Source organism: Flavobacterium sp. LC2016-01 (assembly GCF_009711135.1).
GTDB lineage: Bacteria > Bacteroidota > Bacteroidia > Flavobacteriales > Flavobacteriaceae > Flavobacterium.
Genome location: NZ_WMIC01000006.1, coordinates 327401 through 350837 on the forward strand (window position 1 = coordinate 327401; position 23437 = coordinate 350837).

The window sequence follows — 23437 nt, forward strand, 5'->3', positions numbered from 1 at the left end:
TTTTCATTTAAGAGATTCTCACGCATTTGAAAAAATACTGAATTTTAGACTTGCAGACCATTTTCAGGAATTTTACCCACTACTCCTTTATAATGATTTTTTAAGATTTCCCAATCAGCTTCATAATTGCCAGTCGGGAAAAATGGTTCTCCTAAATTAACTTCTTTCTTTCCCCAATCAAAAGCAACAGGAACAATTGGAACATTTGCTTTGAGCGCTATATAATAAAAACCAGTTTTAACTTCGGTTACGCCTTTTCGGGTTCCTTCTGGAGCAACTGCCAAACGAAAAGTTTCTTTACGGTCAAAAATTGCTGCAATCGAATCTACTTTATTCAACCCGCCGGTGCGATCAAGCGGTTCGCCTCCGACGTTTCTAAAATAATAACCAAAAGGGAATTTGAATAATTCCTTCTTCCCTACCCAATTCATCTCTAGACCTGAAATCCCTCTTGTAAAAATTCCAAGGTAGAAATCATGATTGCTCGTATGAGGCATAACCATCAAGATACATTTTGATACTTCGGCATTTTCCAATCCTACGATTTTCCAGCCCATTAGCTTAAAGAAGATGAATTTGTATAACTGTTTTTTCATTAAAATTTATTATTTCTACAAAAATAAAAGATTTAAAATGTATTTTTGAGTAAAAGCATTATAAAATGATTCAAAAACTGTTCAGTTATCTAATTCCAATAAAAATATTCAAAAAAAAATCGGCCCGAAGCAAAACAATTGAGGTTACATGGGCAAATGGCGAATTGGTCTTAGACTCTGAAAACACCAATTATTCGTATGGAAGTCTGCAGCGTATATTAAGGTACGGCCTGCGAAATATTGGCTACGATACTATTCTAAAAATGGATCATATTTTAGTATTGGGAGTTGCCGGCGGAAGTGTTATAAAAACTTTAGTCGATGAAGTTGAATATAAAGGCAAGATTACTGGAGTCGAAATAGATCCTGAAATGATTCAGATTGCCAATCAATATTTTAATTTAAATAAAATAGAACAGCTCGAATTGGTTATCGATGATGCATTTGAGTTTGTTTTAAAAACAAAAGAGAAATACGATTTAATTATTATTGATATTTTTGAAGATATTAAAATGCCTAATTTCCTTTTTGAAAGTTTTTTCAGTGAACGTGTCTGCTCTTTATTAAACAATCAAGGTTTTGTACTTTTCAATACTATGATTTTAGATGAAGCACATAATGTGAGAAATAGGAAGTACATTTCAGAAATAAATCCTACATTGTTTGCCTCAAAAATGCTGCCTCGCATTGAGGTTCATAATGAATTAATTATTATAGAAAAAGTAGCTTAAATTTTATTTTTATGAAACCCCTTTCCGCAATCTTAAATGCCTTACCACCTACTAAAATCATTGATTCGAGTATTGATTTATCAAAGTATATTCCTTTAGATTTATCAGCTAATAATGAAGAATTAATGGATATCCGACCAGAAAATGCTGCAGAATTTGAAGTTTTTATTTCAGATTATTTATCAAGAAACAATGCTGAAGTAGCTTTTGGCGGTTATATTGAAGGCCGTACCTTATATAAGAGGAGTACGATTTTTAGAAATGATTCTATTCCAGAACGAAATATTCATATAGGTCTGGATTTGTGGACCAAAGTTGGAACAACAGTTCTTGCAGCGTTAGACGGCAAAGTACACAGTTTCAAAAATAATGTTGGTCTTGGCGATTATGGTCCAACAATTATTTTAGAACACGAAATACAAAATGTAAAATTTTATACTTTATACGGACATTTATCGTTAGAAAGTTTAAACGACTTAAGTGTTGGGAAAATTTTTAAAAAAGGAGAACAAATTGCAACTCTTGGCAATGCCACTGTAAATGGTGATTATGCACCGCATGTTCATTTTCAGATTATACAAAATATCGAAGATTTTTGGGGAGATTACCCTGGCGTATGCAATTCAAGTGACCTTAATTTTTATATAGAAAATTGCCCCGACCCCAATTTATTATTAAAAATAACATAAATAGTTATGAAGAAAGCAGGATTGATTATATGTTTGTTGTTGCTTATAGGATGTAAATCAAAAACGGTCAGCAGAGATACTGACGATTTGAAAATTAAAAAAGTTGCGGTTTCAGAAATTAATTCGAACCAGCAAAAAAAAGCATACGAATTAGGCAAACGTGTTTTAGAAACCTGCAATACTTCTAAATTTAAACCATTTAATGAAACGGAAGTAACCAAATCAGTAATGGAAAATACAACTGAAGAAAGGCTGACTAAAACCTGTACAAAATTTAGACAGTATTATGGAAGTTTTATTGATTTGAAACTGGATGGTGTTTATAAAACCAAACAAGAAGTTATTTATCGTTATCATGCTTTGTATTCTAAAAAAGTAGCAAATAAAGAACTTCGAGTTTTTGTAGATGAAAATAATTTGATTTCTGCCATAAAATCAATGGATTGGGATGAAAAATTTGATGCTAAAATAACCGAATAACAAAAAATATATGAGTTTAAAAATACCGCTGTTTTTATTATTGTTGATTACAAACTTTGCTAATGCTCAGGAAACCATTAGTGTAAAAGGTTCAAAACCTTATCCGGCAACGCAGAATTATATTTTCATTTGTGAAAAATATGCTTTCTCAGGCGAGACAAATGTTCAAATCGCAAAAACAGAAAAAGGCGGCATTTTAAAACTAACTATTGCCACTGCAAATGATCAAGCCCGAATTTCTGGAGGCGTTTATGTTGATTTGGCAAATGGTGACGTGATTCCGTGTGTTGACAAAAATGTTAAGGAAAGTGTTGACGGAAAAACAACTGCCTACTATTACTTCACTCCGGCCGAAATGGCCAAGCTCAAAAAAACAGATATTCAGGCAATCCGATTTATTATTGCCGGTACTTCAAATTCATTTGGCAACCAAACTGGGTATTTTACTGCCGTGAACAGAAGTTCTTATTTTTCAACGGCATACGACAAATCAAAAAAGACTTTTGATACGGCAAAAGAAATTAGCGTTTTATAAAGAAAAAACTTAAGGTAATAAATATTATATTTATAGTCTAATTAAAAGCCATATGAACGCCAACGAAAGTGTAATTACAAAATTTTATACCGCTTTTTCAAACGCCGATGCTAAAACAATGAGCGAATGCTATCATCCAAAAGTGCATTTTATCGATCCCGCTTTTGGCTTACTTAAAGAAGAACAAGTTTCACAAATGTGGGAAATGCTTATTTTAAAAAGTAAAGGCAATATTAAAATTGAATTTTCAAATGTAAAAGCCGATGAATTTTCTGGGTCTGCAAGATGGGTGGCAACATACAATTTTAGCAAAACCAACAGAAAAGTAATCAACCATATTGCTGCTGAATTTGTTTTTCAAGACGGATTAATTATCAAACATACTGATAATTTTGATGTATGGAAATGGTCCAAACAAGCTTTTGGAGTAACCGGTTATCTATTAGGATGGACAGGATTTTTTCACAATAAAATTCAGGAGCAGGCTTTGCTCTCTCTTAAAAAATTCCAGCAATCCAATTAATCTTCGTAACTTGAGTATTCAAAATTCAGATTAACTTGATATAATTCGGTTTCATATTTCAGAAAACTGTCTGCAGATAAAATTACTGCTGTTAATTATAAAGTAAATCGTGTTGTAATCTTGAATAATCATGAAAGAAATTGTACACAAAAAATTAAATCAGTTACAGGCAACAGCCATTTGTGGTAACGATATCAGTTCTTCCTGTCTTTATGTTTCGGCGCTGACTATTTTATATGCCGGACAGTATGCATGGATTTCTTTATTAATTGTTGCTGTTGTTTTATTTTTATTCCGAAAAATTTACGGCGAAGTTGTTGGCGCAATTCCCTTAAATGGTGGAGCTTACAATGTTTTATTAAATACTTCAACAAAAAAATTAGCCTCTCTCGCGGCAACATTAACCGTTTTGTCTTATATGGCGACCGCAGTAATTTCGGCTTCCGAGGGTATGCATTATTTGCATGGAATTTTTGAAGGATTAAATGTCACCATTGCTACGGTCATTATTTTAATTCTATTCACTTTTCTTGCAATCTTAGGAATTGGAGAATCAGCTTTTGTTGCCGTAATCATTTTTGTTACTCATATTACCACTTTAACTTTACTGGTTCTCGCTTCAATTTGGTTTTTATTTTATAACGGTCTTGAAACTTTTCATTTAAATTGGCAGACACCACTCGCGACAGGAAATATTAAAACGGCTCTCTTTTTAGGATTTTCTGCAGCAATGCTCGGAATCTCAGGTTTCGAAAGCTCCGCAAATTTTGTAGAAGAACAAGAACAAGGAGTTTTTCCAAAAACACTCCGCAATATGTGGGCAATTGTCAGTTTTTTTAATCCTGCAATTGCAATTTTATTAATCAGTGTAATTCCATTAAGCGAAGTTGGCGAAAACAAAGAATCGCTTCTAGCACATTTAGGCGAAACAACAGGAGGTTCATGGTTGGCGTGGTTAATTTCAATCGATGCGGTTTTGGTTTTATGCGGTGCTGTACTAACCTCATTTGTTGGTGTTTCGGGACTTTTAAACCGAATGACTTTAGATCGAATTTTGCCAAACTATTTCTTAAAACAAAACAAAAGAGGTTCTCATTATAGAATTGTAGTCAGTTTTTTAATTCTTTGTATTTCAGTGCTTTTCGCTACACAAGGACATTTAGAGTCGCTTGCCGGAGTTTATACTTTTTCATTTCTGGCTGTAATGGCATTATTTGGAATCGGGAATTTATTATTGAAATTCAAGCGCCGAAAACTTCCCAGACCCGAGCGTGCCCGCGGTATTGCAGTTGTGACAGCCGTAATTTTTGTAATTGCAGCATTTATTGGCAACATGGAATTAAACATTAATGCCTTTTATACCTTTTTAAAATACATGGTTCCGTCCTTGATTTTCATTGGAATAATGCTCAACCGTGTCGCGCTTATCAAACTTCTTATCGAAGCCCTCGAATATTTCTATCAGCCTTTGCGCCGAATGGTGATTTTGAGCAATCGCTATCTCCAAAATTTGAGCGTAAAAATTAATTCGCAGGAATTTGTATTTTTTACCAAAGGCGATGACATTGCAATGCTAAATAAAGTGCTCCAATATGTCGAAAATAATGAAACAACCAAAAAGCTAAAAATTGTCCATGTTAAAAACGACGAAACAAACAATGAAGCTTTAAAAAAAGATCTTGAAGTTTTAGACCGAGCTTACGACGATATTGATATTGAATACATTGAAATAAATGGCACTTTTGGCCCAGACCTTATTGATGAACTTTCCACGAAATGGAACATTCCAAAAAACTTCATGTTCATTGCCTCACCCGGAAACAAGTTCTCTTATCGAGTTTCAGACCTAGGTGGCGTCCGATTAATTATGTGATTTTTTTGAAGCAGAAATTATCCGATTTTTCAAGACCTGAAGTCCCGCTATCCGTTTCAATCTTTTGTACTGAACCCCAGTACAAAAGGATTTCCACTTCTATCGGGGCTAAACTAGAAATGTCTTTTCCTTAAGAAATAACAAACTGTTTTATACAACAAACCCGACAGGTTTTAAAAACCTGTCGGGTTTACTATTTTAGAATTTTTAAGATTTAAACCAGCTCTCTACTAATTCATCTTCAAATGAAGTTGCATTTTTATGAACAAACTCATTTGTATTTTTATTATAAGAATAATCCAAAGCCCAAGTTTCGTGGTTTTTAGCTAATTCTTTAATGCTGTCACACACATAAGCAATTTCTTCATCCGTTGTTGTTGGGTGAATTGACATTCTGATCCATCCTGGTTTTTTGATCAAATCACCAATCGTAATTTCATTAACCAGTTTATTTGAAGTTTCCTGATCAACATGAAGCAAAAAGTGTCCATAAGTTCCAGCACAGCTGCATCCTCCACGAGTCTGAATCCCAAATTTGTCATTTAGCAGTTTTACACCTAAATTAAAATGAAGATTTTCAATAAAAAACGAAACTACACCTAATCTGTCTTTATGCTGTCCTGCTAAAATTTTAATATTTTCAATAGGTTCCAATTCATTGAAAACATAATCAACGATTTCGTGCTCGCGCTGCAAAATGTTTTCAATTCCCATTTCTTCCTTCAGCTCAATTGCAAGCGCCGTTTTTATAACCTGCAAAAATCCAGGAGTTCCGCCATCTTCACGATCTTCAATATTATCAATATATTTATGTTCGCCCCAAGGATTTGTCCAGCTCACAGTTCCTCCTCCAGGACAATCCGGAATCATATTGTTGTATAATTTTTTGTTGAAAATCAAAACACCCGAAGTTCCAGGTCCGCCTAAAAATTTATGTGGCGAAAAGAAAATTGCGTCTAAATAAGCTTCCTGATCTGCTGGATGCATGTCGATTTCTACGTAAGGTCCTGAACAGGCGAAATCTACAAAACAAACACCATGATATTGGTGCATTAATTTTGCCGCTTCATGAAAAGGCGTTTTTAAACCTGTAACATTCGAACATGAAGTAATAGAGGCAATTTTTATCGTTCTATCTTTGTATTTTTCTAAAAGTTCTTCCAAATGATCAAGACTGAAAAGTCCTTTTTCACAAGACGGAATAATTTCAACATCTGCAATTGTCTCTAACCAAGAAGTCTGATTGGAGTGATGCTCCATGTGAGAAATAAAAACAATTGGCCTTTTTTCGTCTGGAACAGTTGTACAATTTTTAAGGTTTTCAGGAATTTTCAATCCTAAAATACGCTGAAATTTATTGATAACGCCAGTCATCCCAGTTCCATCTGTAATTAAAACATCATCCTGATTAGCATTTGCATGACGCTTGATAATATGTCTGGCATGATGATATGCTTTTGTCATGGCAGTACCTGACACAGTAGTTTCAGTATGGGTATTTGCAACAAAAGGCCCAAATTGGTTCAAAAGTTTCTCTTCTATTGGGCGATATAACCTCCCGCTGGCAGTCCAATCAGTATAAATGATTTGTTTTTTGCCATAAGGTGAAGTAAATTCTTGATTTATGCCAACAATATTTTTACGAAAATCCTGAAAATAAGTTTCTAAAGTGATGGTACTATTTTTGCTATTCATTACAGTGAGAGTTTGAATGCAAATATAAAGGCTTTTTTATAAAATTGCGAATTTATCAATTGTAAACTTCAAATATTACATAACCGTTTAGTATATTTAACTAAATACGCATTATTTTAGTAATTTATCATAATATTCTATCGGATTAATGGGACAATAGAAACTTAAACAATACAATTCTATGGGAAATTTAGCAACAGCCACTTTTGGTGGAGGATGTTTTTGGTGTATTGAAGCTGTAATTCAGCGTTTAAATGGGGTAAAATCCTTAAAATCAGGATATTCTGGCGGTTTTATTAAGAATCCGCCGTATCGCGAAGTATGTACTGGCAGAACCGGACATGCTGAAGTTATACAAGTCACATTTGATCCTGACATAATTTCATATCACGATTTGGTTTTTATATTTATGACAAGTCATGATCCTACAACTTTAAACCGTCAAGGAGCAGATGTTGGAACACAATATCGTTCGATTGTTTTATATCATGATTTGGAACAAAAAGCAATCGCAGAACAAGTTTTTGAAGAGGTAAAGCCTTTTTATGATGATAAAATCGTAACAGAACTGACTGCTTTTGAGGTATTTTATGAAGCCGAGGAAGATCATCAAAATTATTACAACAACAATCAGGATGCACGTTACTGCCAAATCGTAATAGATCCAAAAGTGCAGAAACTGAAAAAAATGTACGCCGACAGATTAATTTAAATTTTCAGCCACTCCTCATAACTTTTAGGAGTGGCTAAATAAATCCAAATGAAAAATCTAAAAATAAATAATCGATTTACAGCCGAATTACCTGCAGACCCAGAAACAACAAATGAAGTTCGTCAGGTAAAAAATACTTTGTTTTCGTATGTAAATCCAAAAACACCATCAAATCCAAAACTGATTCATGCTTCGGAAGAAGTTGCGTCACTAATTGGGATTTCAAAAGAAGAAATTCAGTCTGAAGAATTTCTAAATGTATTTTCAGGGAAAGAAGTTCTTCCAGAAACACAGCCGTTTGCAATGTGTTATGCGGGTCATCAGTTTGGAAACTGGGCCGGTCAATTAGGCGACGGGCGTGCTATCAATTTAACTGAAATTGAAAATAACGACCAATTTTATACGCTTCAATTAAAAGGTGCAGGAAAAACTCCATATTCAAGAACTGCCGACGGTCTGGCCGTATTGCGTTCATCCACCAGAGAATATTTGTGTGCAGAAGCAATGTTTCATTTAGGAGTTCCCACTACCCGATCGCTTTCTTTAATCTTGTCTGGAGATCAGGTTTTGCGTGATATTCTATACAATGGAAATCCTGCATATGAAAATGGCGCAATTGTTTGCCGTGTAGCTCCTTCTTTCATAAGATTTGGAAGTTTTGAAATGCTTACTTCTAGAAATGAACTTAAAAATTTAAAGCAGTTTGTTGAATTTTCTATCAAACATTATTTTCCAGAAATTACCGGTGAACCAAAAGAACAATACCTGCAATTTTTCAAAAAAGTTGCCGATACAACACGTGAAATGATTTTGAACTGGCAGCGTGTAGGTTTTGTGCATGGTGTAATGAATACAGACAATATGTCGATTCACGGAATCACAATTGATTACGGTCCATATGGCTGGCTCGAAAATTATGATCCAAACTGGACACCAAATACAACCGACAGTCAAAACAGAAGATATCGTTTTGGCAATCAACCGCAAGTCGCACAGTGGAATTTATTTCAATTAGCCAATGCAATTTATCCACTGATTAATGAAGCCGCACCTTTAGAAAAAATATTAGAATCATTTATGAATGATTTTGATTCAGATTATAAAGCAATGTTTTTGAGTAAATTAGGATTATTTACTTCAACTGAAACTGATGATGAACTAATTGCCGATTTAGAAAAGAATTTACAATTGACAGAAACAGATATGACCATCTTTTTCAGAAATTTAAGCACGGTTGAAAAGTCAGATTTTGCACCAGAAGCAATTGAAAAAATCAAATATTCATTTTACAAACCAGAAGAAGTTTCAGGAAAAATTTCAGAAATCTGGACAAAATGGTTTTCTGATTACTTGGAAAGATTAAAAGTTGAAAGTCTATCAGATGATGAGCGTTCACAAAAAATGAACCTTATCAATCCTAAATATGTGCTTCGAAATTATATGGCCCAACTTGCCATCGATTCTGCCGATAAAGAAGATTATTCGCTAATTGATGAGCTTTATACGCTTTTGCAAAAGCCATATGACGAGCAGCCAGAATATGAAAAATGGTATGCAAAACGTCCAGATTGGGCAAGATCTAAAGTAGGCTGTTCAATGCTTTCTTGCAGTTCTTAAAGTTTTTTTTTAGCCACGAATTCATTAATTACTTTATACGTTTGTCACATTGAGCAAAGTCGAAATGCTTTGCGAAAGTTCTCGACTCCGCTCGAACTGACAACCTTTAATTCATGAATTCGTGGTTGAAAACTATTTCGAAGTAATATAATCCACAATCATTTTGGCATGGATTCTTGAATTCTCAATAAACCATTTATGTGTTTGCATTCCTCCGCAGACGACGCCCGCTAGAAATAGTCCTTCAACATTTGTTTCCATTGTTTCAGCATTATAAACCGGAATTTTCAATTCGTCGTCAGAAAGCTGGATTCCACAATTTTCAAGAAAATTTAAATCAGGTTTATAGCCTGTCAAAGCCAAAACAAAGTCATTTTCAATCGTAACTTTCCCTTCAGGAGTTTCGATTTCTATTTCAGTTTCTCGAATTTCAGTAATATTTGATTCAAAATAAGCTTTAATACTTCCTTCTGCAATTCGGTTTTCGATATCTGGCTTTACCCAATATTTCACTCTATTGTTAATCTCGTTTTTACGAATTACCATTGTTACATTCGCTCCTTTTCGCCAGCATTCCAGCGCTGCATCAACAGATGAATTATTAGCTCCGACGATTAAAACATTTCGGAAAGCATATTCATGCGCTTCTTTATAATAATGACGAACTTTTGATAATTCCTCTCCTTTTACATTCATTGAAATTGGAATATCATAAAATCCAGTTGCAATAACAACGTTTTTAGAATTATAAATGTTTTTATCAGTTACGATTTCAAAATGATTTTTACCCTTTTTCTCAATTCCTGTAACCTTTTCAAACAGATTAATGGAGAAATTAAAATAACGGTGAATGTTTCTGTAGTATTCTAATGCTTCCTGGCGGCCAGGTTTTGGTGCCAGACAATTAAACGGAATATCTCCAATTTCTAATCTTTCAGCAGTAGAAAAGAAAGTCATATACAGCGGATAATTGAAAATACTGTTTACAATTGCGCCTTTTTCAATAATTAAATAACGTAAGTTTTTCTTCTGAGCTTCAATTGCGCAGGCAAGCCCAATTGGTCCACCGCCCACAATGATCAAATCATAATCTGTCATAAATCAATTATTTTTCCCAGTCTTTAAATGGATTTTTGCTCAAATAAGCATTATAATATCTTTCGTCATCTGTAACTTCTTCACCAAGCCATTCTGGTTTTTCAAAAGTTTCTGTTTCTGATTTCAGCTCAATTTCGGCCATAATCAAGCCTTCATTTTCCCCATAAAATTCATCAACTTCAAAAACGTGATTTCCAGATTTAATTTCGAATCGAGTTTTCTCAATTTTTCCCTTTTCGCATAATTTCAGCAATTCCTGTGCTTCCTCAAACGGAATCTCATTTTCCCATTCAAAACGCGACATACCGCCTTGATGCCCAATACCTTTTATAGTCAAAAAACCTCTTGTTCCTTTAATTCGTACGCGAACCGTTCTTTCAGGAATAGAGCTTAAATAACCCTGGGCAATTTTATTTTGAGTAAAAGCCTGTTCTTTAAAATCTTCCGATTTTACAAGAAACTTTCTTTCAATTTCAACCATTTTGATACTTCAATTAATTTTAATGCAAGTTACTCAATTTAATTAAGGTCGTGAAATGATTTTAAAAGGCGATCCAATGCAAAATACAGGTCTCTTAACTTTAAAACATTACCAATTTAATTGATTATTAACATGTTAGCTGTATTTATTTCGCTAAATTTGATAGAATCTTAACTTGTGAACTTATGTCTAAAAAAGCACTTTATCTCTTAGGCATTGCATTAACAATTATTTTAGGTACATTTTTGTATGTAAAATTTTGTTGCAATTGCAGCATGGAAGCACCAGCGGCTGATACAGAAAAAGTACCAACAGTTGCAGTCAAGGACAATAACTTTGTTCCTTTTATTCTTAATGGTTCTGGAATTAATTTCCGAACTAATGACAACCTCAAATTCTTAAAAAACAGTGCTGCATTGATTGTGCCTGTCGGTGATTCTGTGGCAATTGGTATTGAAAATTTAAAAGCATTTTTAATTTCCAATCCTAAGCAAAAAGTGACTATAACGGGTTACGCAACTTCTGATGAAACCAATACCACTAAATTTGAAAATCTTGGTTTAGCGAGGGCAAATGATGTCAAAAATTATTTTGTTTCTAAAGGTTTGTCTGGAGCTCAATTTGACACAAAAGGCGAAATTATAGATAAATGGAAAACCAATTTAGATACACTTTTAGGCCCAGCCGATTATAAATTTGAAACAGCAGATACCACTGCAGTTGGTAGTGACGAATGGAGCATCTTAAAAGAAAAAATAAATGCTGATCCATTAATTCTTCATTTTAATACAAACAAATCCAGCGATAACCTTAGCGCAGTCGAAAAGCAAAAAGTAGCCGATATTGCCAAATATATGGAGCACGTAAAAGATGCTTCTGTTTTAATTGTGGGACATACAGATGATGTTGGAAATCGTGATGCCAATGTTGTTTTAGGTCAAAAAAGGGCAGCGTTTTCTAAAGATTATTTAGCTAAAAATGGTATTGACGCTTCTCGAATTACAACAGAATCAAAAGGACCTGATGAGCCAGCGGGAGAAAATACAACCGCTGAAGGAAAAGCTAACAACAGAAGAACTGTCATTACAATCAAATAATTAAAAATATATAATCATGAATATACCTTGTATCTTAATACCGGCATTAGTGGGGTTAATCTGTGGAATTTTAGGTTACTTACTAGGGAAAATGAATTCAAAAAGCGACAATTCACTTGCAACATCTTTACAAGAAGATTTAGATGCCTGCAAAGCTAACACCAAAAATTTAAATGCAAGAATAGCGCAATTAGAGGCTGATTTAGCTGCAAAAGCAAAAATTGCAGCAACGCCACAGTCATTTGCTGCATCAGCACCGCTAATCATATTTGACGGTGCGTTGGCCGCAACTGTTTTTGGTAAAAAAATAAAAGAAAATGATTTAAAAATAGTGGAAGGAATTGGTCCAAAAATCGAAGCTTTATACCATGAAGCCGGAATAACAACTTGGCACGAATTGTCTCATACATCAACTGAAAAATCGCAGTCAATTCTAGATGCTGGCGGTGAAAATTATTCGATTCATAATCCGAGCACTTGGGCTAAACAAGCATTATTAGCTTATCAAGGGAAATGGCAGGAATTAAAAGACTGGCAAGAAAATTTACTTGGAGGGAAAGAGTAACTTTAAGAGGTTCAAAGAGACAAAGTAACAAAGGTTCAGAGGTTTTTCCAATCTGAACTTTTACAACTTTGCTCCTTTGTTACTTTGTCTCTTTGTTACTTTGTCTCTTTGTTACTTTGTCACCTTTAACCTTCAAAAAAAATCCCATTTTTTTGAAGTATTGTACCATAATTGCCCTTGAGAAACTTCAAGGGGACAATCGAAATTATTGGTGTAAAGTGCTCCGGTTCCTAATCCTTGGGGCATTTTTGAGTTTTGGATATAAGTCCACTGTGAAATGGCATTTAAGCCAATATTGCTTTCTAAAGCGGATGTTATCCACCAGCCAATTCCGTATTTATCTGCCAGATCAATCCATTCTTTGGTTCCTCTGAAACCACCGATAAAACTTGGCTTTAAAATAATATATTGAGGTTTGATTTCCTTCAGTAATTTTTCTTTTTCTTCAAATGAAAATATGCCTATCAATTCTTCATCTAATGCAATTGGAAAAGGAGTTGTTTTGCATAAATCTGACATGGCTTGAATATTTCCTTTTTTAATAGGCTGTTCAATACTATGAAGCTGAAATTGACTTAATTGATTAAGTTTATCTAAAGCTTCATTTAAAACAAAAGCACCGTTTGCATCAACACGAATTTCGATTTGTTCTGGGGAAAAATGACTTCTAATAAACTGCAGTAAATCCAATTCTTTTTGAAAATCTATGGCTCCAATTTTTAATTTTATGCACGTAAATCCGTCAGCTAATTTTTCTTCGATTTGCTGTTTCATAAAAGTAGCTTCGCCCATCCAAACCAAACCATTTATGTTAATTGATTTCGAATTATCAGTAAAATCAGAAGGAAATAATAGATAAGGAGTTTTACTTTTTAAAGATAAAAAAGCCATTTCAACACCAAACTGTATCGAAGGAAATTCAAGTAAATTTTCCCAAAGTTCTTTTTCTCCTAAATGAATGTTTTCACAAACCCATTGAAGTTTTTCTTCGTAATCTTCACGATCATCAGCGCTTAAACCACGAAGAATACCGCACTCGCCTATTCCTTTTTTGCCATCTTCTTCTAAAATGATAAACCAAGTTTCTTTTTCAGTCATAACACCGCGTGACGTTCCTGATGGACGTTTGAACTCGAGCATGTATTTTTGGTAAGATGCTATCATTTTTTTTTAGATGCTAAGTACCTAAGACACCGAGATACTAAAATCTTAGAAACTTAGTATCTCAGTGTCTTAGCAACTTAATTATAAAGTTTTAAAACTTTTTCGAAATCTTTTGACGGAAGGCCTGCTTTTTGGAAAATCTCAAAATCAGATTTTGTTTTGTCTTTCCAGCTGATACTGTCCGTTACATTTTGATCTTGATATTTTTTGTAAATAGTTTTTGCCTCACCGTAATTATTGCTGATTAAATACAAATGCGCCAAATTCAATTTTACCAATAACTCTGTATTGTCCAGTTTTTCACCTTCTTGCAAAAATTTCAGTGCTTTCTCGTATTGTTTTGTCAAAATATAACAATAACCAATTGAGCTGTAATCTAATGCATTCGCTTTTCCTTCACTAATTATAGTGTTTAATTTCGGAATTGCTTCGTTATATTTTTGCTGCTTAATTAAAACTGAAACTTCATTTCTTAGGTCACTAAAAACATTTTTAGAAATATCAGCATCTTTATAACAGGCATTTCCAAAATCTTTATAGACTTTGTTTTTTTCGATTGGCAGCAATTTTTGAAATTCAGTATAACGATACTGTTTTATAATTTTATCTAAAATACAAACACAGAAATCATCAGAATTGGCCATTTTTTGCGCCATTGTAGATGTTTTGCACAAGCTGATAATTTCGTTTTTGTTGTCCTGATTCCAGCCACGATTTAATTTGATATCTACCCAAGGCACCACTTCTAAAACCACTTTTTGTTTTAAAACCCAGTTTTTGCTGTGAAATCCAAACCAAAGTGTACTTACATTTTGTCCTAAACAAGACGATTTATCAAGCGATAATCTTTTGGCATCTTTACTTAAAGGCTCTTCTTGTGCATAACAAGCTTTGTCTGTTTTTCCGTCCTCGATATACTTTTTAGCATTTTCAGACGAAGTAAACATTGCGTAAGTACAAGTATCGTCTCCAGAAATTTTTGACATTAAAAATACAGCTCCGGCCGAACCCTGACTGACTCCGGTTGGATCCGGAATTGATTTTAGTACCGAAACCAGGCTGTTTGCCATTTGTTGGTTTTCATCTAAAAGTGTAATTCGGTATACAATTTCAGTTGTTCCAACGGGAAGATCTTCCGTATTTATGGTGATTCGGTCACGAGCAGAAACAATAATTTCTTTTGTTGTTGCACGCTCTTTATCCCAATAACCGTCTTTTTGTGCAAAAGAATTAAAAGAAATTGTAATTAAAAGAGATAAAATTATTTTTTTGAAAGTCATATTGAATGATTGTTTTTTGCCACAACTCGAGCGATAGCGAATTGGCGAAGCAATTACACAAATTTCTTTAATTTTTAATTTGTTGTTAATTCCAAGGATTTCAATAATCTTAGTAAAAATTATGCCAAAATATTCCTTATGAAACCGAGTGCCCTAGCCCCGATAGAAGCGGCATCCTTTTGTGCCGGGGTTCGGCACAAAAGATACAGCGGATAGCGGGATTAGCTCCTTCCTTCGACTATGCTCAGGATGGCAATTATAATTCAATAGATTCGCCAATTTCTAAAAGCATCAAATCTTTTCCTTTATCAAAAAACTTTTTGATTGCTTCTTCATGATTGATTTCGATATAACCAAAAGTATCAAAATGGTATCCCAGAATTTTGTCGCATTCTACAAAATCAGAAGCGATTATAGCGTCTTCAACATCCATTGTAAAATTATTTCCGATTGGCAAAATAGCTAAATCTAACTCTGTTCGCAATGGAATCAGCTTCATATCGTAGGTAAGTGCCGTATCACCAGCGATGTAAATATTTTTATGTTCGCTTTCAATTACAAATCCACCTGGGTTTCCGCCGTTTGTACCATCAGGAAAAGTACTTGAATGAATGGCATTTACAAATTTAACTTTACCAAAATCGAATTTCCAGCTTCCGCCGTGATTCATTGGATGAGAATTAAATCCTAATTTTGCGTAATAACTGGCAATTTCTGCATTTGAAACAATAACAGCATTAGTCAGTTTTGCGATAGCCTGAACATCTAGAACGTGATCAGCGTGAGCGTGTGTCAGTAAAATATAATCTGCTTTTAAATCTCTTAAGTCGATTGAAGCAGCTGCTGGATTTCCTGTAATAAATGGGTCAACAATGATATGTTTTCCTCCAACTTCGATTCCTAAAGATGCATGTCCGTAAAATGTAATTTTCATGATTTTATTTTTTAAGTTGAACTGATTTTATCTTCCACCTAGAAAAAGATTAACAATAATGTCTGAAATCAATGAAATCATACACACCGTTAATAATATAGAAAGTAAAAATGTACTTAGTGCTACTTTTTTTAATTCTGGATCTAAAAGCTTAGGATCTTGATTTTTAGCGACTGTAATTAAATGTTTAGTTAAAGGAATATAAGCTAATAAAAACAAATATTGGTCAAAATTATAATCACTTAAAATTGCAAAAACAACCACTAAAATCATAGCAGTAATGATAAGTGTAAAATGATAAATTTTGGCTTTTGCTCCTCCAATTTGCACGACAATAGTGTTTTTACCCGATTTTCTGTCTGATTCTTCATCGCGCATATTGTTAAGGTTTAAAACACCAACGCTTAACAAACCGATTGAAATTGCCGGAAGAATTAAAAGCGGATCAACTTCTTTAGAATATAAAAAGTTAACCCCAAGAGTACTTACCAGTCCGAAGAATATGAAAACGAAAACATCTCCAAATCCTTTGTAGCCATAAGCTGAATTTCCTACTGTATAGCGAATTGCAGAAATAATAGCCGCAATTCCTAATAATAAAAAGAAAATAGAATATCCGAAATTGTCTTTTCCAAAAGCGAAGTAAATTAATATCACAGCTGACAATAAAGTAAGCAATGACGTAATTATAATCGCCTTTTTCATAGCTTGAGGCGTAATTTTCCCACTCTGAATAGCGCGTTGCGGCCCTACTCTGTCAGCATTATCGGTACCTTTTACTCCGTCGCCGTAATCATTGGCAAAATTGGATAAAACCTGTAATCCTAAAGTTGTTAAAAGTGCAAAACCAAAAATTTTCCAGCTAAATACTTCTGTTGGCGTATTAATAGTTTCTGTTGGGTTTGATAAAGCATAAATACTTCCAACAATAATTCCAGAAACTGATAAAGGCAATGTGCGCAGTCTCGCGGCTTCAATCCAATGTTTCATTATTTTATTTTTAGTTTTTTTAGTTTCAGGTTTCAAATTTCAGGTTTCGCGCTTTGAACTTGAAACCTGAAACTTGAAATTATTTTATAACTTCTTTAAGGCAGCCATTTATTTTCACCGAAATTTGGTTTTCTTTTTTCCAAGAAAGCATTTCTTCCTTCTTTAGCTTCTTCGGTCATATAGGCCAAACGAGTTGCTTCTCCAGCAAAAACCTGTTGTCCAACCATTCCGTCATCTGTAAGGTTCATAGCGAATTTCAGCATTTTAATAGAAGTTGGAGATTTTTGAAGAATTTCCTGTGCCCACTCATAAGCAGTTGCCTCAAGTTCGTCATGCGGAATTACAGCATTTACCATTCCCATATCCATTGCTTCTTGAGCGGAATAATTTCGGCCTAAAAAGAAAATTTCACGAGCTTTTTTCTGTCCTACCATTTTAGCCAAATAAGCAGATCCGTAACCGCCGTCAAAACTCGTTACATCCGCATCTGTTTGTTTAAAAATAGCATGCTCTTTACTTGCAAGCGTCATGTCGCAAACTACGTGCAAACTGTGACCACCGCCAACAGCCCATCCTGGAACTACGGCAATAACAACTTTTGGCATAAAGCGAATCAAACGCTGTACTTCAAGAATATTTAAACGATGTTGTCCGTCTTCGCCAACATAACCTTGATGTCCGCGTGCATTTTGATCACCTCCGCTGCAAAAAGAATAAACTCCGTCTTTTGTTGACGGACCTTCGGCAGAAAGCAAAACTACTCCAATCGAAGTATCTTCCTGTGCATCATAAAAAGCCTGGTATAATTCTGAAGTTGTTTTTGGGCGAAACGCATTTCTGACGTTTGGTCGGTTAAAAGCAATTCTGGCAACTCCGTTACATTTTTTATAAGTTATATCTTCAAATTCTCTGGCGGTAATCCAATCCATTTTCTATATGTTTATTTAAAAAATTATAGTGTAAAAATAAACCATTTTTACATTTATACCTACTCAATTTGATTTAAGTCTTAACTCGAAAAAGCTCTGAATGTTAACAATTAGTATTTACTTACAAAAAATAACAATTTTTAACATTAGTTTTGAAAAATAATAATTAATTTTACACCCTAGAAATCAACGAGATACAATTTATTTTGTTGATATAAGATTGATTTTCTTTCACTGATTTATTAACCTAAAAAATGATTTTTTTGAGAAAATTTAAAAAATTTGTCGCTCATTTTTTTACGGTTTTAAATAGTAAAAAAGCCTTAAACAGTGAGCAAATGATTTATGCGTTTGTGAAAACTACAAAAAGGAGATAGTAACACCTACGGTTAAACAATAGAATTGTTGAATGTAATTAGTATAGAATTGATTACGAAAAGAGGAAAAAATACTAACTGAAACTTTCTAAAAGTTATTTTATCAAACCAAATGGATTAGCCGTGAATTCGAGCTTTTGTAAAATAAAAATGAATGTATTGATTGTTTAAAAGACATACCCAGATGAAAAAGTAATTTCTAAAATTTTTAAAGCTATTATTTTTTTAATGGATTCGAATTATTTTATTTCTGTTTTTTTTTAATTACAATTTTTTTTAAAACTAGAATAAAAAGAGAGAGGCTGCTTGTAATGAGTGGCCTTTCTTGTTATAAAAAATTAAATTTCAATAAAAAAATTCCAAATTCCAATGAGCATTTAATACTAATTGGAATTTAAAATATTGGAATTTTAGAATCCTAAGATTCTTTTACCAAATATATTCCGTCTTCTTTTATTTCAATAAGTTTTTCTTTGTATAAAGCTCCTACAGCCTTTTTAAAAGTCTTTTTACTCATTTTTAAGACGGTTTTAATATCTTCTGGATGCGAATTATCATTTAAACGCAAGAAACCGCGATTGGCTCTTAATTCGTCTAAAATTTTCTCTGCATTTGGCTCAATACTCTGATAACCTTGAGCTTGCAATGCAACATCTATTTTATTATCAGGGCGAATATTTTTAATATAACCACGCATTCTGTCTCCAGTTCGTATTGCATCATCATAAACTTCGTCTTTATATAAAAGACCTTTGTGCTGCTCGTTGATGATTACATTGATCCCTAATTCGGTAATATGTGAAACGATCAAATCAACTTCTTCGCCTTTTTCAACTGTAAGCTGATCGTTATTTAAAAATTGGTTTAGTTTACTTGAAGCTACCAAACGATTGGTTTTTTCATCTTTATAAAGATAAACCAAGTAACGTTTACCTTTTTCCATTGGGCGCGCCTGCTCTTTAAATGGAACCAGAATGTCTTTTTCCATTCCCCAATCCATAAAAGCTCCAACCTGATTGGTGTAATTTACTCTTAAAAGAGCAAATTCATTCAGTAAAATATAAGGTTCAAGTGTTGTTGCAACTGGACGCTGCTCGTGATCCAAATAAACAAAAACAATAAGCTCTTCACCTATTTCAAATTCATTTGGAACATATTTATTTGGAAGCAAAACATCGTGAATTCCTTCAGGGTCTTTTTCAGGATTTCCTAAAAATAAGCCCACTTTAGTATCACGTAATATAGTAAGTGCGTTGTATTTTCCTATTTCAATCATATTCATAAAGTTCTAAAGTGCAAATGTACGAAGTTTGAAAATGGTAATCCGAAAAATATGCCCGATAAAAAAAAGAAGCTGACATTTTATTGTAGTTTGATGCTTTTGGTTAAATTTGAAAACCTATAATTAATCCCAAATCAATGAAAAAGACTCTTATTTATACTGCTTTTGCATTTCTTCTTTTCACTCAAGCCTCTATTTCACAAGTCTCTGAAGATCCAGAAATAAAGAAAATGATCAGTGAAATTAAAGCCGAAAATCTTGAAGTTACCATTAACAAGCTGGTTTCGTTTGGAACTCGACACACTTTAAGTGACCCTAAAAACAAAACAAAAGGAATTGGTGCAGCACAGCAATGGGTTAAATCTGAGTTTGATAAATTTGCTTTGGAATCTAATGGAAGATTAACTTCTGAAATTGATTATTTCACCGTTAAAGCCGACGGAAAACGAATCAATGTTGACAGCCAGATTGGGAATGTAATGGCAACTTTAAAAGGAACCGACCCAACAGATAATCGCGTCCTAATTATTAGCGGACATCTTGATTCACGCGTTACAGATGTTATGAATATAAAAGCGAATGCACCTGGAGCAAATGATGATGGTTCTGGCGTTGCAGCCGTTATTGAGCTGGCAAAAGTAATGAGCAAAAGATCATTTCCTGCTACCATTATATTTGTTGCCGTAACTGGCGAAGAGCAAGGCTTGATTGGAGCGCGCCACCTTGCCGAAAAAGCAAAGGAACAAAACTGGAATATTGTCGCAATGCTTAATAATGATATGATTGGAAACAGTTTATCAAGCGGTACTAATTTAAGAGACAATACTCAAATTCGTGTTTTCAGTGAGACCATTCCGTATTTAGAAACTGAAGAAGAAGCAAAAATGCGTAAAGCTATAAGCCGAGATAATGATAGTCCATCTAGACTTTTGGCCCGATATATTAAAACGGTTACAGAACAATACGTTGATCAATTAAAAGTAAAATTAGTTTACAGAAATGACCGCTTTTTGCGTGGCGGTGATCATACGCCTTTTAGCCAAAACGGTTTTACCGCTGTCCGTTTTTGCGAAATGAATGAAAATTTCGATCATCAGCATCAAGATTTAAGAACTGAAAATAATATCAAATATGGCGATTTGCCAGAATTTATGGATTTTGATTATTTGAGAAAAAATACCTGTTCAAACTTAGCGACTTTAGCAAATCTTGCTTCATCGCCAAAAGCGCCTGAAAATGTTGGAGTAGAAGTTAAAAAACTTTCTAATTCATCTACTTTAATTTGGTCAGCACCAGAAGGAAAAGCGCAATACGGTTATCAGATTTTAATGAGAGAAACTTCTTCTTCACACTGGGAAAAAACTTTTTTTGTAAAAGATACTCAAGTTGAAATTCCTTATTCTAAAGACAATTACTTTTTTGCTGTACAAACAGTAGATGCTTTAGGGCATGCAAGCTTACCGGTTTTCCCAATCCCTATTAAATAATATATTGCAATGATATAAGTAAAAAGCGCCACTAAGGCGCTTTTTTAATTTCTATTTATAAACACTTTCTTTTTTAAAGTGCAATGTCAATAAATAATATACAACTGCTCTGTATTTATGCTTATTAGCATGTCCGTATTTTTCCATCACAGCTTTAATTCCTTCATCTAAAGCTGGAGTATTTGCCAATCCTAGCTTCTTAATCAAGAAATTGTTTTTTACAGTCTCTAATTCAGATGGCTGTGACCCAGCTACTGTAGATGCATCTGCATTGTAAATTGATGGACCGCAGCCTATCGTGACTTTTGTAAGCAAATCCATGTTTGGTGTTACCCCGCATTTATCTTTTAAGTCTGCGGCATACTTTTTAATTAATTCTTCTCTTGCGCTCATAATTTTAATATTGGTTACAATTAATGCAGCCAATTTAAAACTAAAAACATTTAGTTAGTAAATTTTAACACAATTTAACTTACAAAATTTTCAATTCAATTCTTTAAAATATTGCTTCAAAATAACATCGTTTTGAGCCGTTGGTGTAAAAATTTCGAGAATAACTGGTGTATCATTAGCAGCATATAACTCAGAAATACCTTTTTCAAGAGATTCATTGTCAGAAGCTTGCAAATATTTAAATTGATACATTTTAGCCAAATGTTCGGCTGTTAAATGATGTGAAGTTTCAAAATAAGTATTAAAAACAGGTTTTTCTTCATGCCCTGGCAAAATTCTGAAGATTCCTCCTCCTCCATTATTAATTAAAATAATTTTAAAGTTTTTAGGAATATAAGAATTCCACAAAGCATTACTGTCATATAGAAAACTAATATCACCTGTTACAAAAATGTTCTGTTTTGTATTTGCCACAGCCGCGCCAATCGCTGTCGATGTACTTCCGTCAATACCGCTGGTTCCGCGATTGCAAAAAACTTCAATCGAATTGTCGATATCAATCAATTGCGCGTATCGTATTGCAGAACTGTTGCTGATTTGCAGCTGACTATTTTTGGGCAAAGATTTAATAACTTTTTCAAAAACTTTAAAATCTGAAAATGGAATTTTCTTTAAATATTCTTCTTTTCTTTCATTTCTTAGGCTGTAAATTTTATCGATTTTCTTAAAATAATTACTAGCCACAAATTCTGTTTTTGGAAGCAGATCTTTAAAAAAATCATTTGGCTCCATTACAAAATGTTTACTTAAAGCATTAAATGTATCATATGCACGCAAAGTATCTATATGCCAATGGTGTTTTGGTTTGTACTTTCTCAAAAAAGCTTTAATACGTTTTGATACAATCATGCCACCAAAAGTGATTAAAACTTTTGCTTCTAACTCTTTAAAATCAGAATCGTCAAATGGTGTAATTAAAGTATCTATGCTGTTAATAAAACTCGGATGATGCAAATTCGAAGTAGTTTCTGTAAGTACAACAATTGATGGATCGTTGGCAAAATTTTCCAGAATTTTCTGTTCTATAGAGTTTACTTCATTTATTCCTCCAATAAGAATTAGTTTTCTTTTAGCCGAATTCCAAATGGAAGCAATTTCTTCACTGTTATCAATAATTTTGGTCGGAATTTCTTCTTCTAAAGTTGTAATTTTTGGATGAACAGAGAGTTTGTCAACCGTTTCATATAATGGTTCTTCGAAAGGTGCGTTAATATGAACCGGACCTTTTTGCTGAATGGCAGTTTCTATAGCTTTATTGATTTTCAAATCATTTTCATCAGAAGCTTCTTCGGTCAAATTTGCATTAAAAACCGAATGATTTTCATAAACATTTTGCTGACGAATGGTTTGTCCGTCTCCAATATCAATTTTGCTTTGTGGGCGGTCTGCAGAAATTACGATTAACGGAATCTGACTGTAAAAAGCTTCAGCAACAGCTGGATAATAATTTAACAAAGCTGATCCTGAAGTACAAACAATTGCCGTAGGCTGTTTGGTCTGCTGCGTAATCCCTAATGCAAAAAATGCGGCACAACGCTCATCAGCAATGCTGTAACATTTAAAATTCGGATTTTGAGCAAATCCTATAGTTAAAGGTGCGTTTCGTGAACCTGGAGAAATTATAATATTAGTGATTCCTTTTGCTAAACAAATTTCGATAATGCTTTGTGCAAGCGGTATTTTGGGGTAAATCATTCCTTTGGCGTATTACTTTTTTAAGAAAATCTAAAAATCTCGATTTTCTTTTTTACTATTACAAAGTTACAAACTTCATGTTTGATTTAACTCATAAATAGGAAGATATTAAGGCACTTTTTGGAAAAAGGGAATATATTTGTAATAGTGAATT

The 23437-nt window shown here is 33.6% G+C and carries 23 protein-coding genes; 11 read left to right on the forward strand and 12 right to left on the reverse strand.

What is annotated here, in order from left to right; all coding sequences use genetic code 11:
• Positions 1-44: 44 nt before the first annotated feature.
• On the reverse strand, positions 45-596 hold the full coding sequence (locus GKZ88_RS14480; RefSeq protein ID WP_155103066.1) for a 1-acyl-sn-glycerol-3-phosphate acyltransferase: 552 nt from the start codon (positions 594-596) through the stop codon (positions 45-47).
• 65 nt (positions 597-661) lie between these two features.
• On the opposite strand from GKZ88_RS14480, the gene GKZ88_RS14485 reads away from it, so the two are divergent.
• From GKZ88_RS14485 to GKZ88_RS14510, 6 genes are all read left to right on the forward strand, one after another.
• Complete coding sequence (locus tag GKZ88_RS14485; protein WP_155103067.1) at positions 662-1327, forward strand: fused MFS/spermidine synthase; 666 nt, start codon at positions 662-664, stop codon at positions 1325-1327.
• An 11-nt stretch (positions 1328-1338) separates the two neighbouring features.
• Complete coding sequence (locus GKZ88_RS14490) at positions 1339-2016, forward strand: peptidoglycan DD-metalloendopeptidase family protein (protein ID WP_155103068.1); 678 nt, start codon at positions 1339-1341, stop codon at positions 2014-2016.
• A 6-nt stretch (positions 2017-2022) separates the two neighbouring features.
• The gene (locus GKZ88_RS14495) at positions 2023-2496 is read left to right on the forward strand and encodes a hypothetical protein (protein ID WP_155103069.1); all 474 of its coding nucleotides are present in this window, start codon (positions 2023-2025) and stop codon (positions 2494-2496) included.
• Between the two features lie 10 nt (positions 2497-2506).
• Positions 2507-3031 carry a hypothetical protein gene (locus GKZ88_RS14500; protein ID WP_155103070.1) on the forward strand — a complete coding sequence of 175 codons (525 nt, stop codon included), beginning with the start codon at positions 2507-2509 and terminating at the stop codon, positions 3029-3031.
• Between the two features lie 52 nt (positions 3032-3083).
• Entirely contained in the window at positions 3084-3554 is a 471-nt protein-coding gene (locus GKZ88_RS14505) for a nuclear transport factor 2 family protein (protein WP_155103071.1), read from the forward strand.
• Positions 3555-3684: 130 nt separating this feature from the next.
• Positions 3685-5427, forward strand: a complete 1743-nt coding sequence (locus GKZ88_RS14510; protein WP_155103072.1) for an APC family permease — start codon at positions 3685-3687, stop codon at positions 5425-5427.
• A 207-nt stretch (positions 5428-5634) separates the two neighbouring features.
• Here the strand turns inward: GKZ88_RS14510 and GKZ88_RS14515 are convergent, their stop codons facing one another.
• Positions 5635-7122: an aminotransferase class V-fold PLP-dependent enzyme gene (locus GKZ88_RS14515; RefSeq protein WP_155103073.1), complete on the reverse strand. Its 1488-nt coding sequence runs from the start codon at positions 7120-7122 to the stop codon at positions 5635-5637.
• A 181-nt stretch (positions 7123-7303) separates the two neighbouring features.
• Here GKZ88_RS14515 and msrA point away from each other — a divergent pair, with 181 nt between their 5' ends.
• A complete protein-coding gene (msrA, locus tag GKZ88_RS14520) occupies positions 7304-7834 on the forward strand; it encodes a peptide-methionine (S)-S-oxide reductase MsrA (RefSeq protein ID WP_155103074.1) in 531 nt (176 codons plus the stop codon).
• 48 nt (positions 7835-7882) lie between these two features.
• Positions 7883-9451, forward strand: a complete 1569-nt coding sequence (locus GKZ88_RS14525) for a protein adenylyltransferase SelO (RefSeq protein WP_155103075.1) — start codon at positions 7883-7885, stop codon at positions 9449-9451.
• A gap of 132 nt (positions 9452-9583) precedes the next feature.
• Here the strand turns inward: GKZ88_RS14525 and GKZ88_RS14530 are convergent, their stop codons facing one another.
• Both GKZ88_RS14530 and GKZ88_RS14535 read right to left on the reverse strand, forming a co-directional pair.
• Complete coding sequence (locus GKZ88_RS14530) at positions 9584-10549, reverse strand: YpdA family putative bacillithiol disulfide reductase (protein WP_155103076.1); 966 nt, start codon at positions 10547-10549, stop codon at positions 9584-9586.
• A gap of 7 nt (positions 10550-10556) precedes the next feature.
• A complete protein-coding gene (locus tag GKZ88_RS14535; RefSeq protein ID WP_155103077.1) occupies positions 10557-11030 on the reverse strand; it encodes a CYTH domain-containing protein in 474 nt (157 codons plus the stop codon).
• Positions 11031-11215: 185 nt separating this feature from the next.
• Here GKZ88_RS14535 and GKZ88_RS14540 point away from each other — a divergent pair, with 185 nt between their 5' ends.
• Both GKZ88_RS14540 and GKZ88_RS14545 read left to right on the forward strand, forming a co-directional pair.
• Positions 11216-12127 carry an OmpA family protein gene (locus tag GKZ88_RS14540; RefSeq protein ID WP_155103078.1) on the forward strand — a complete coding sequence of 304 codons (912 nt, stop codon included), beginning with the start codon at positions 11216-11218 and terminating at the stop codon, positions 12125-12127.
• 16 nt (positions 12128-12143) lie between these two features.
• Complete coding sequence (locus tag GKZ88_RS14545; RefSeq protein WP_155103079.1) at positions 12144-12692, forward strand: hypothetical protein; 549 nt, start codon at positions 12144-12146, stop codon at positions 12690-12692.
• A gap of 132 nt (positions 12693-12824) precedes the next feature.
• On the opposite strand, the gene GKZ88_RS14550 is transcribed toward GKZ88_RS14545, so the two are convergent.
• The 6 genes from GKZ88_RS14550 to GKZ88_RS14575 form a co-directional block, all read right to left on the reverse strand.
• Positions 12825-13856: an o-succinylbenzoate synthase gene (locus tag GKZ88_RS14550; RefSeq protein ID WP_155103080.1), complete on the reverse strand. Its 1032-nt coding sequence runs from the start codon at positions 13854-13856 to the stop codon at positions 12825-12827.
• Positions 13857-13933: 77 nt separating this feature from the next.
• Positions 13934-15136: a hypothetical protein gene (locus GKZ88_RS14555; protein ID WP_155103081.1), complete on the reverse strand. Its 1203-nt coding sequence runs from the start codon at positions 15134-15136 to the stop codon at positions 13934-13936.
• A 256-nt stretch (positions 15137-15392) separates the two neighbouring features.
• Positions 15393-16070, reverse strand: coding sequence for a metal-dependent hydrolase (locus tag GKZ88_RS14560; protein WP_155103082.1), 678 nt, complete (start codon positions 16068-16070; stop codon positions 15393-15395).
• A gap of 27 nt (positions 16071-16097) precedes the next feature.
• On the reverse strand, positions 16098-17060 hold the full coding sequence (gene menA, locus GKZ88_RS14565) for a 1,4-dihydroxy-2-naphthoate octaprenyltransferase (protein ID WP_155103083.1): 963 nt from the start codon (positions 17058-17060) through the stop codon (positions 16098-16100).
• Between the two features lie 95 nt (positions 17061-17155).
• Positions 17156-17989, reverse strand: a complete 834-nt coding sequence (locus tag GKZ88_RS14570; protein WP_017498510.1) for a 1,4-dihydroxy-2-naphthoyl-CoA synthase — start codon at positions 17987-17989, stop codon at positions 17156-17158.
• 795 nt (positions 17990-18784) lie between these two features.
• The gene (locus GKZ88_RS14575; protein ID WP_155103084.1) at positions 18785-19642 is read right to left on the reverse strand and encodes a S1-like domain-containing RNA-binding protein; all 858 of its coding nucleotides are present in this window, start codon (positions 19640-19642) and stop codon (positions 18785-18787) included.
• 143 nt (positions 19643-19785) lie between these two features.
• On the opposite strand from GKZ88_RS14575, the gene GKZ88_RS14580 reads away from it, so the two are divergent.
• Positions 19786-21135: a M28 family metallopeptidase gene (locus tag GKZ88_RS14580; RefSeq protein ID WP_155103085.1), complete on the forward strand. Its 1350-nt coding sequence runs from the start codon at positions 19786-19788 to the stop codon at positions 21133-21135.
• A 51-nt stretch (positions 21136-21186) separates the two neighbouring features.
• Here GKZ88_RS14580 and GKZ88_RS14585 read toward each other — a convergent pair whose 3' ends face one another.
• Both GKZ88_RS14585 and menD read right to left on the reverse strand, forming a co-directional pair.
• The gene (locus GKZ88_RS14585) at positions 21187-21528 is read right to left on the reverse strand and encodes a DUF2853 family protein (protein ID WP_155103086.1); all 342 of its coding nucleotides are present in this window, start codon (positions 21526-21528) and stop codon (positions 21187-21189) included.
• A gap of 90 nt (positions 21529-21618) precedes the next feature.
• Positions 21619-23283 carry a 2-succinyl-5-enolpyruvyl-6-hydroxy-3-cyclohexene-1-carboxylic-acid synthase gene (gene menD / locus GKZ88_RS14590; RefSeq protein WP_155103087.1) on the reverse strand — a complete coding sequence of 555 codons (1665 nt, stop codon included), beginning with the start codon at positions 23281-23283 and terminating at the stop codon, positions 21619-21621.
• Between the last annotated feature and the right edge of the window lie 154 nt (positions 23284-23437).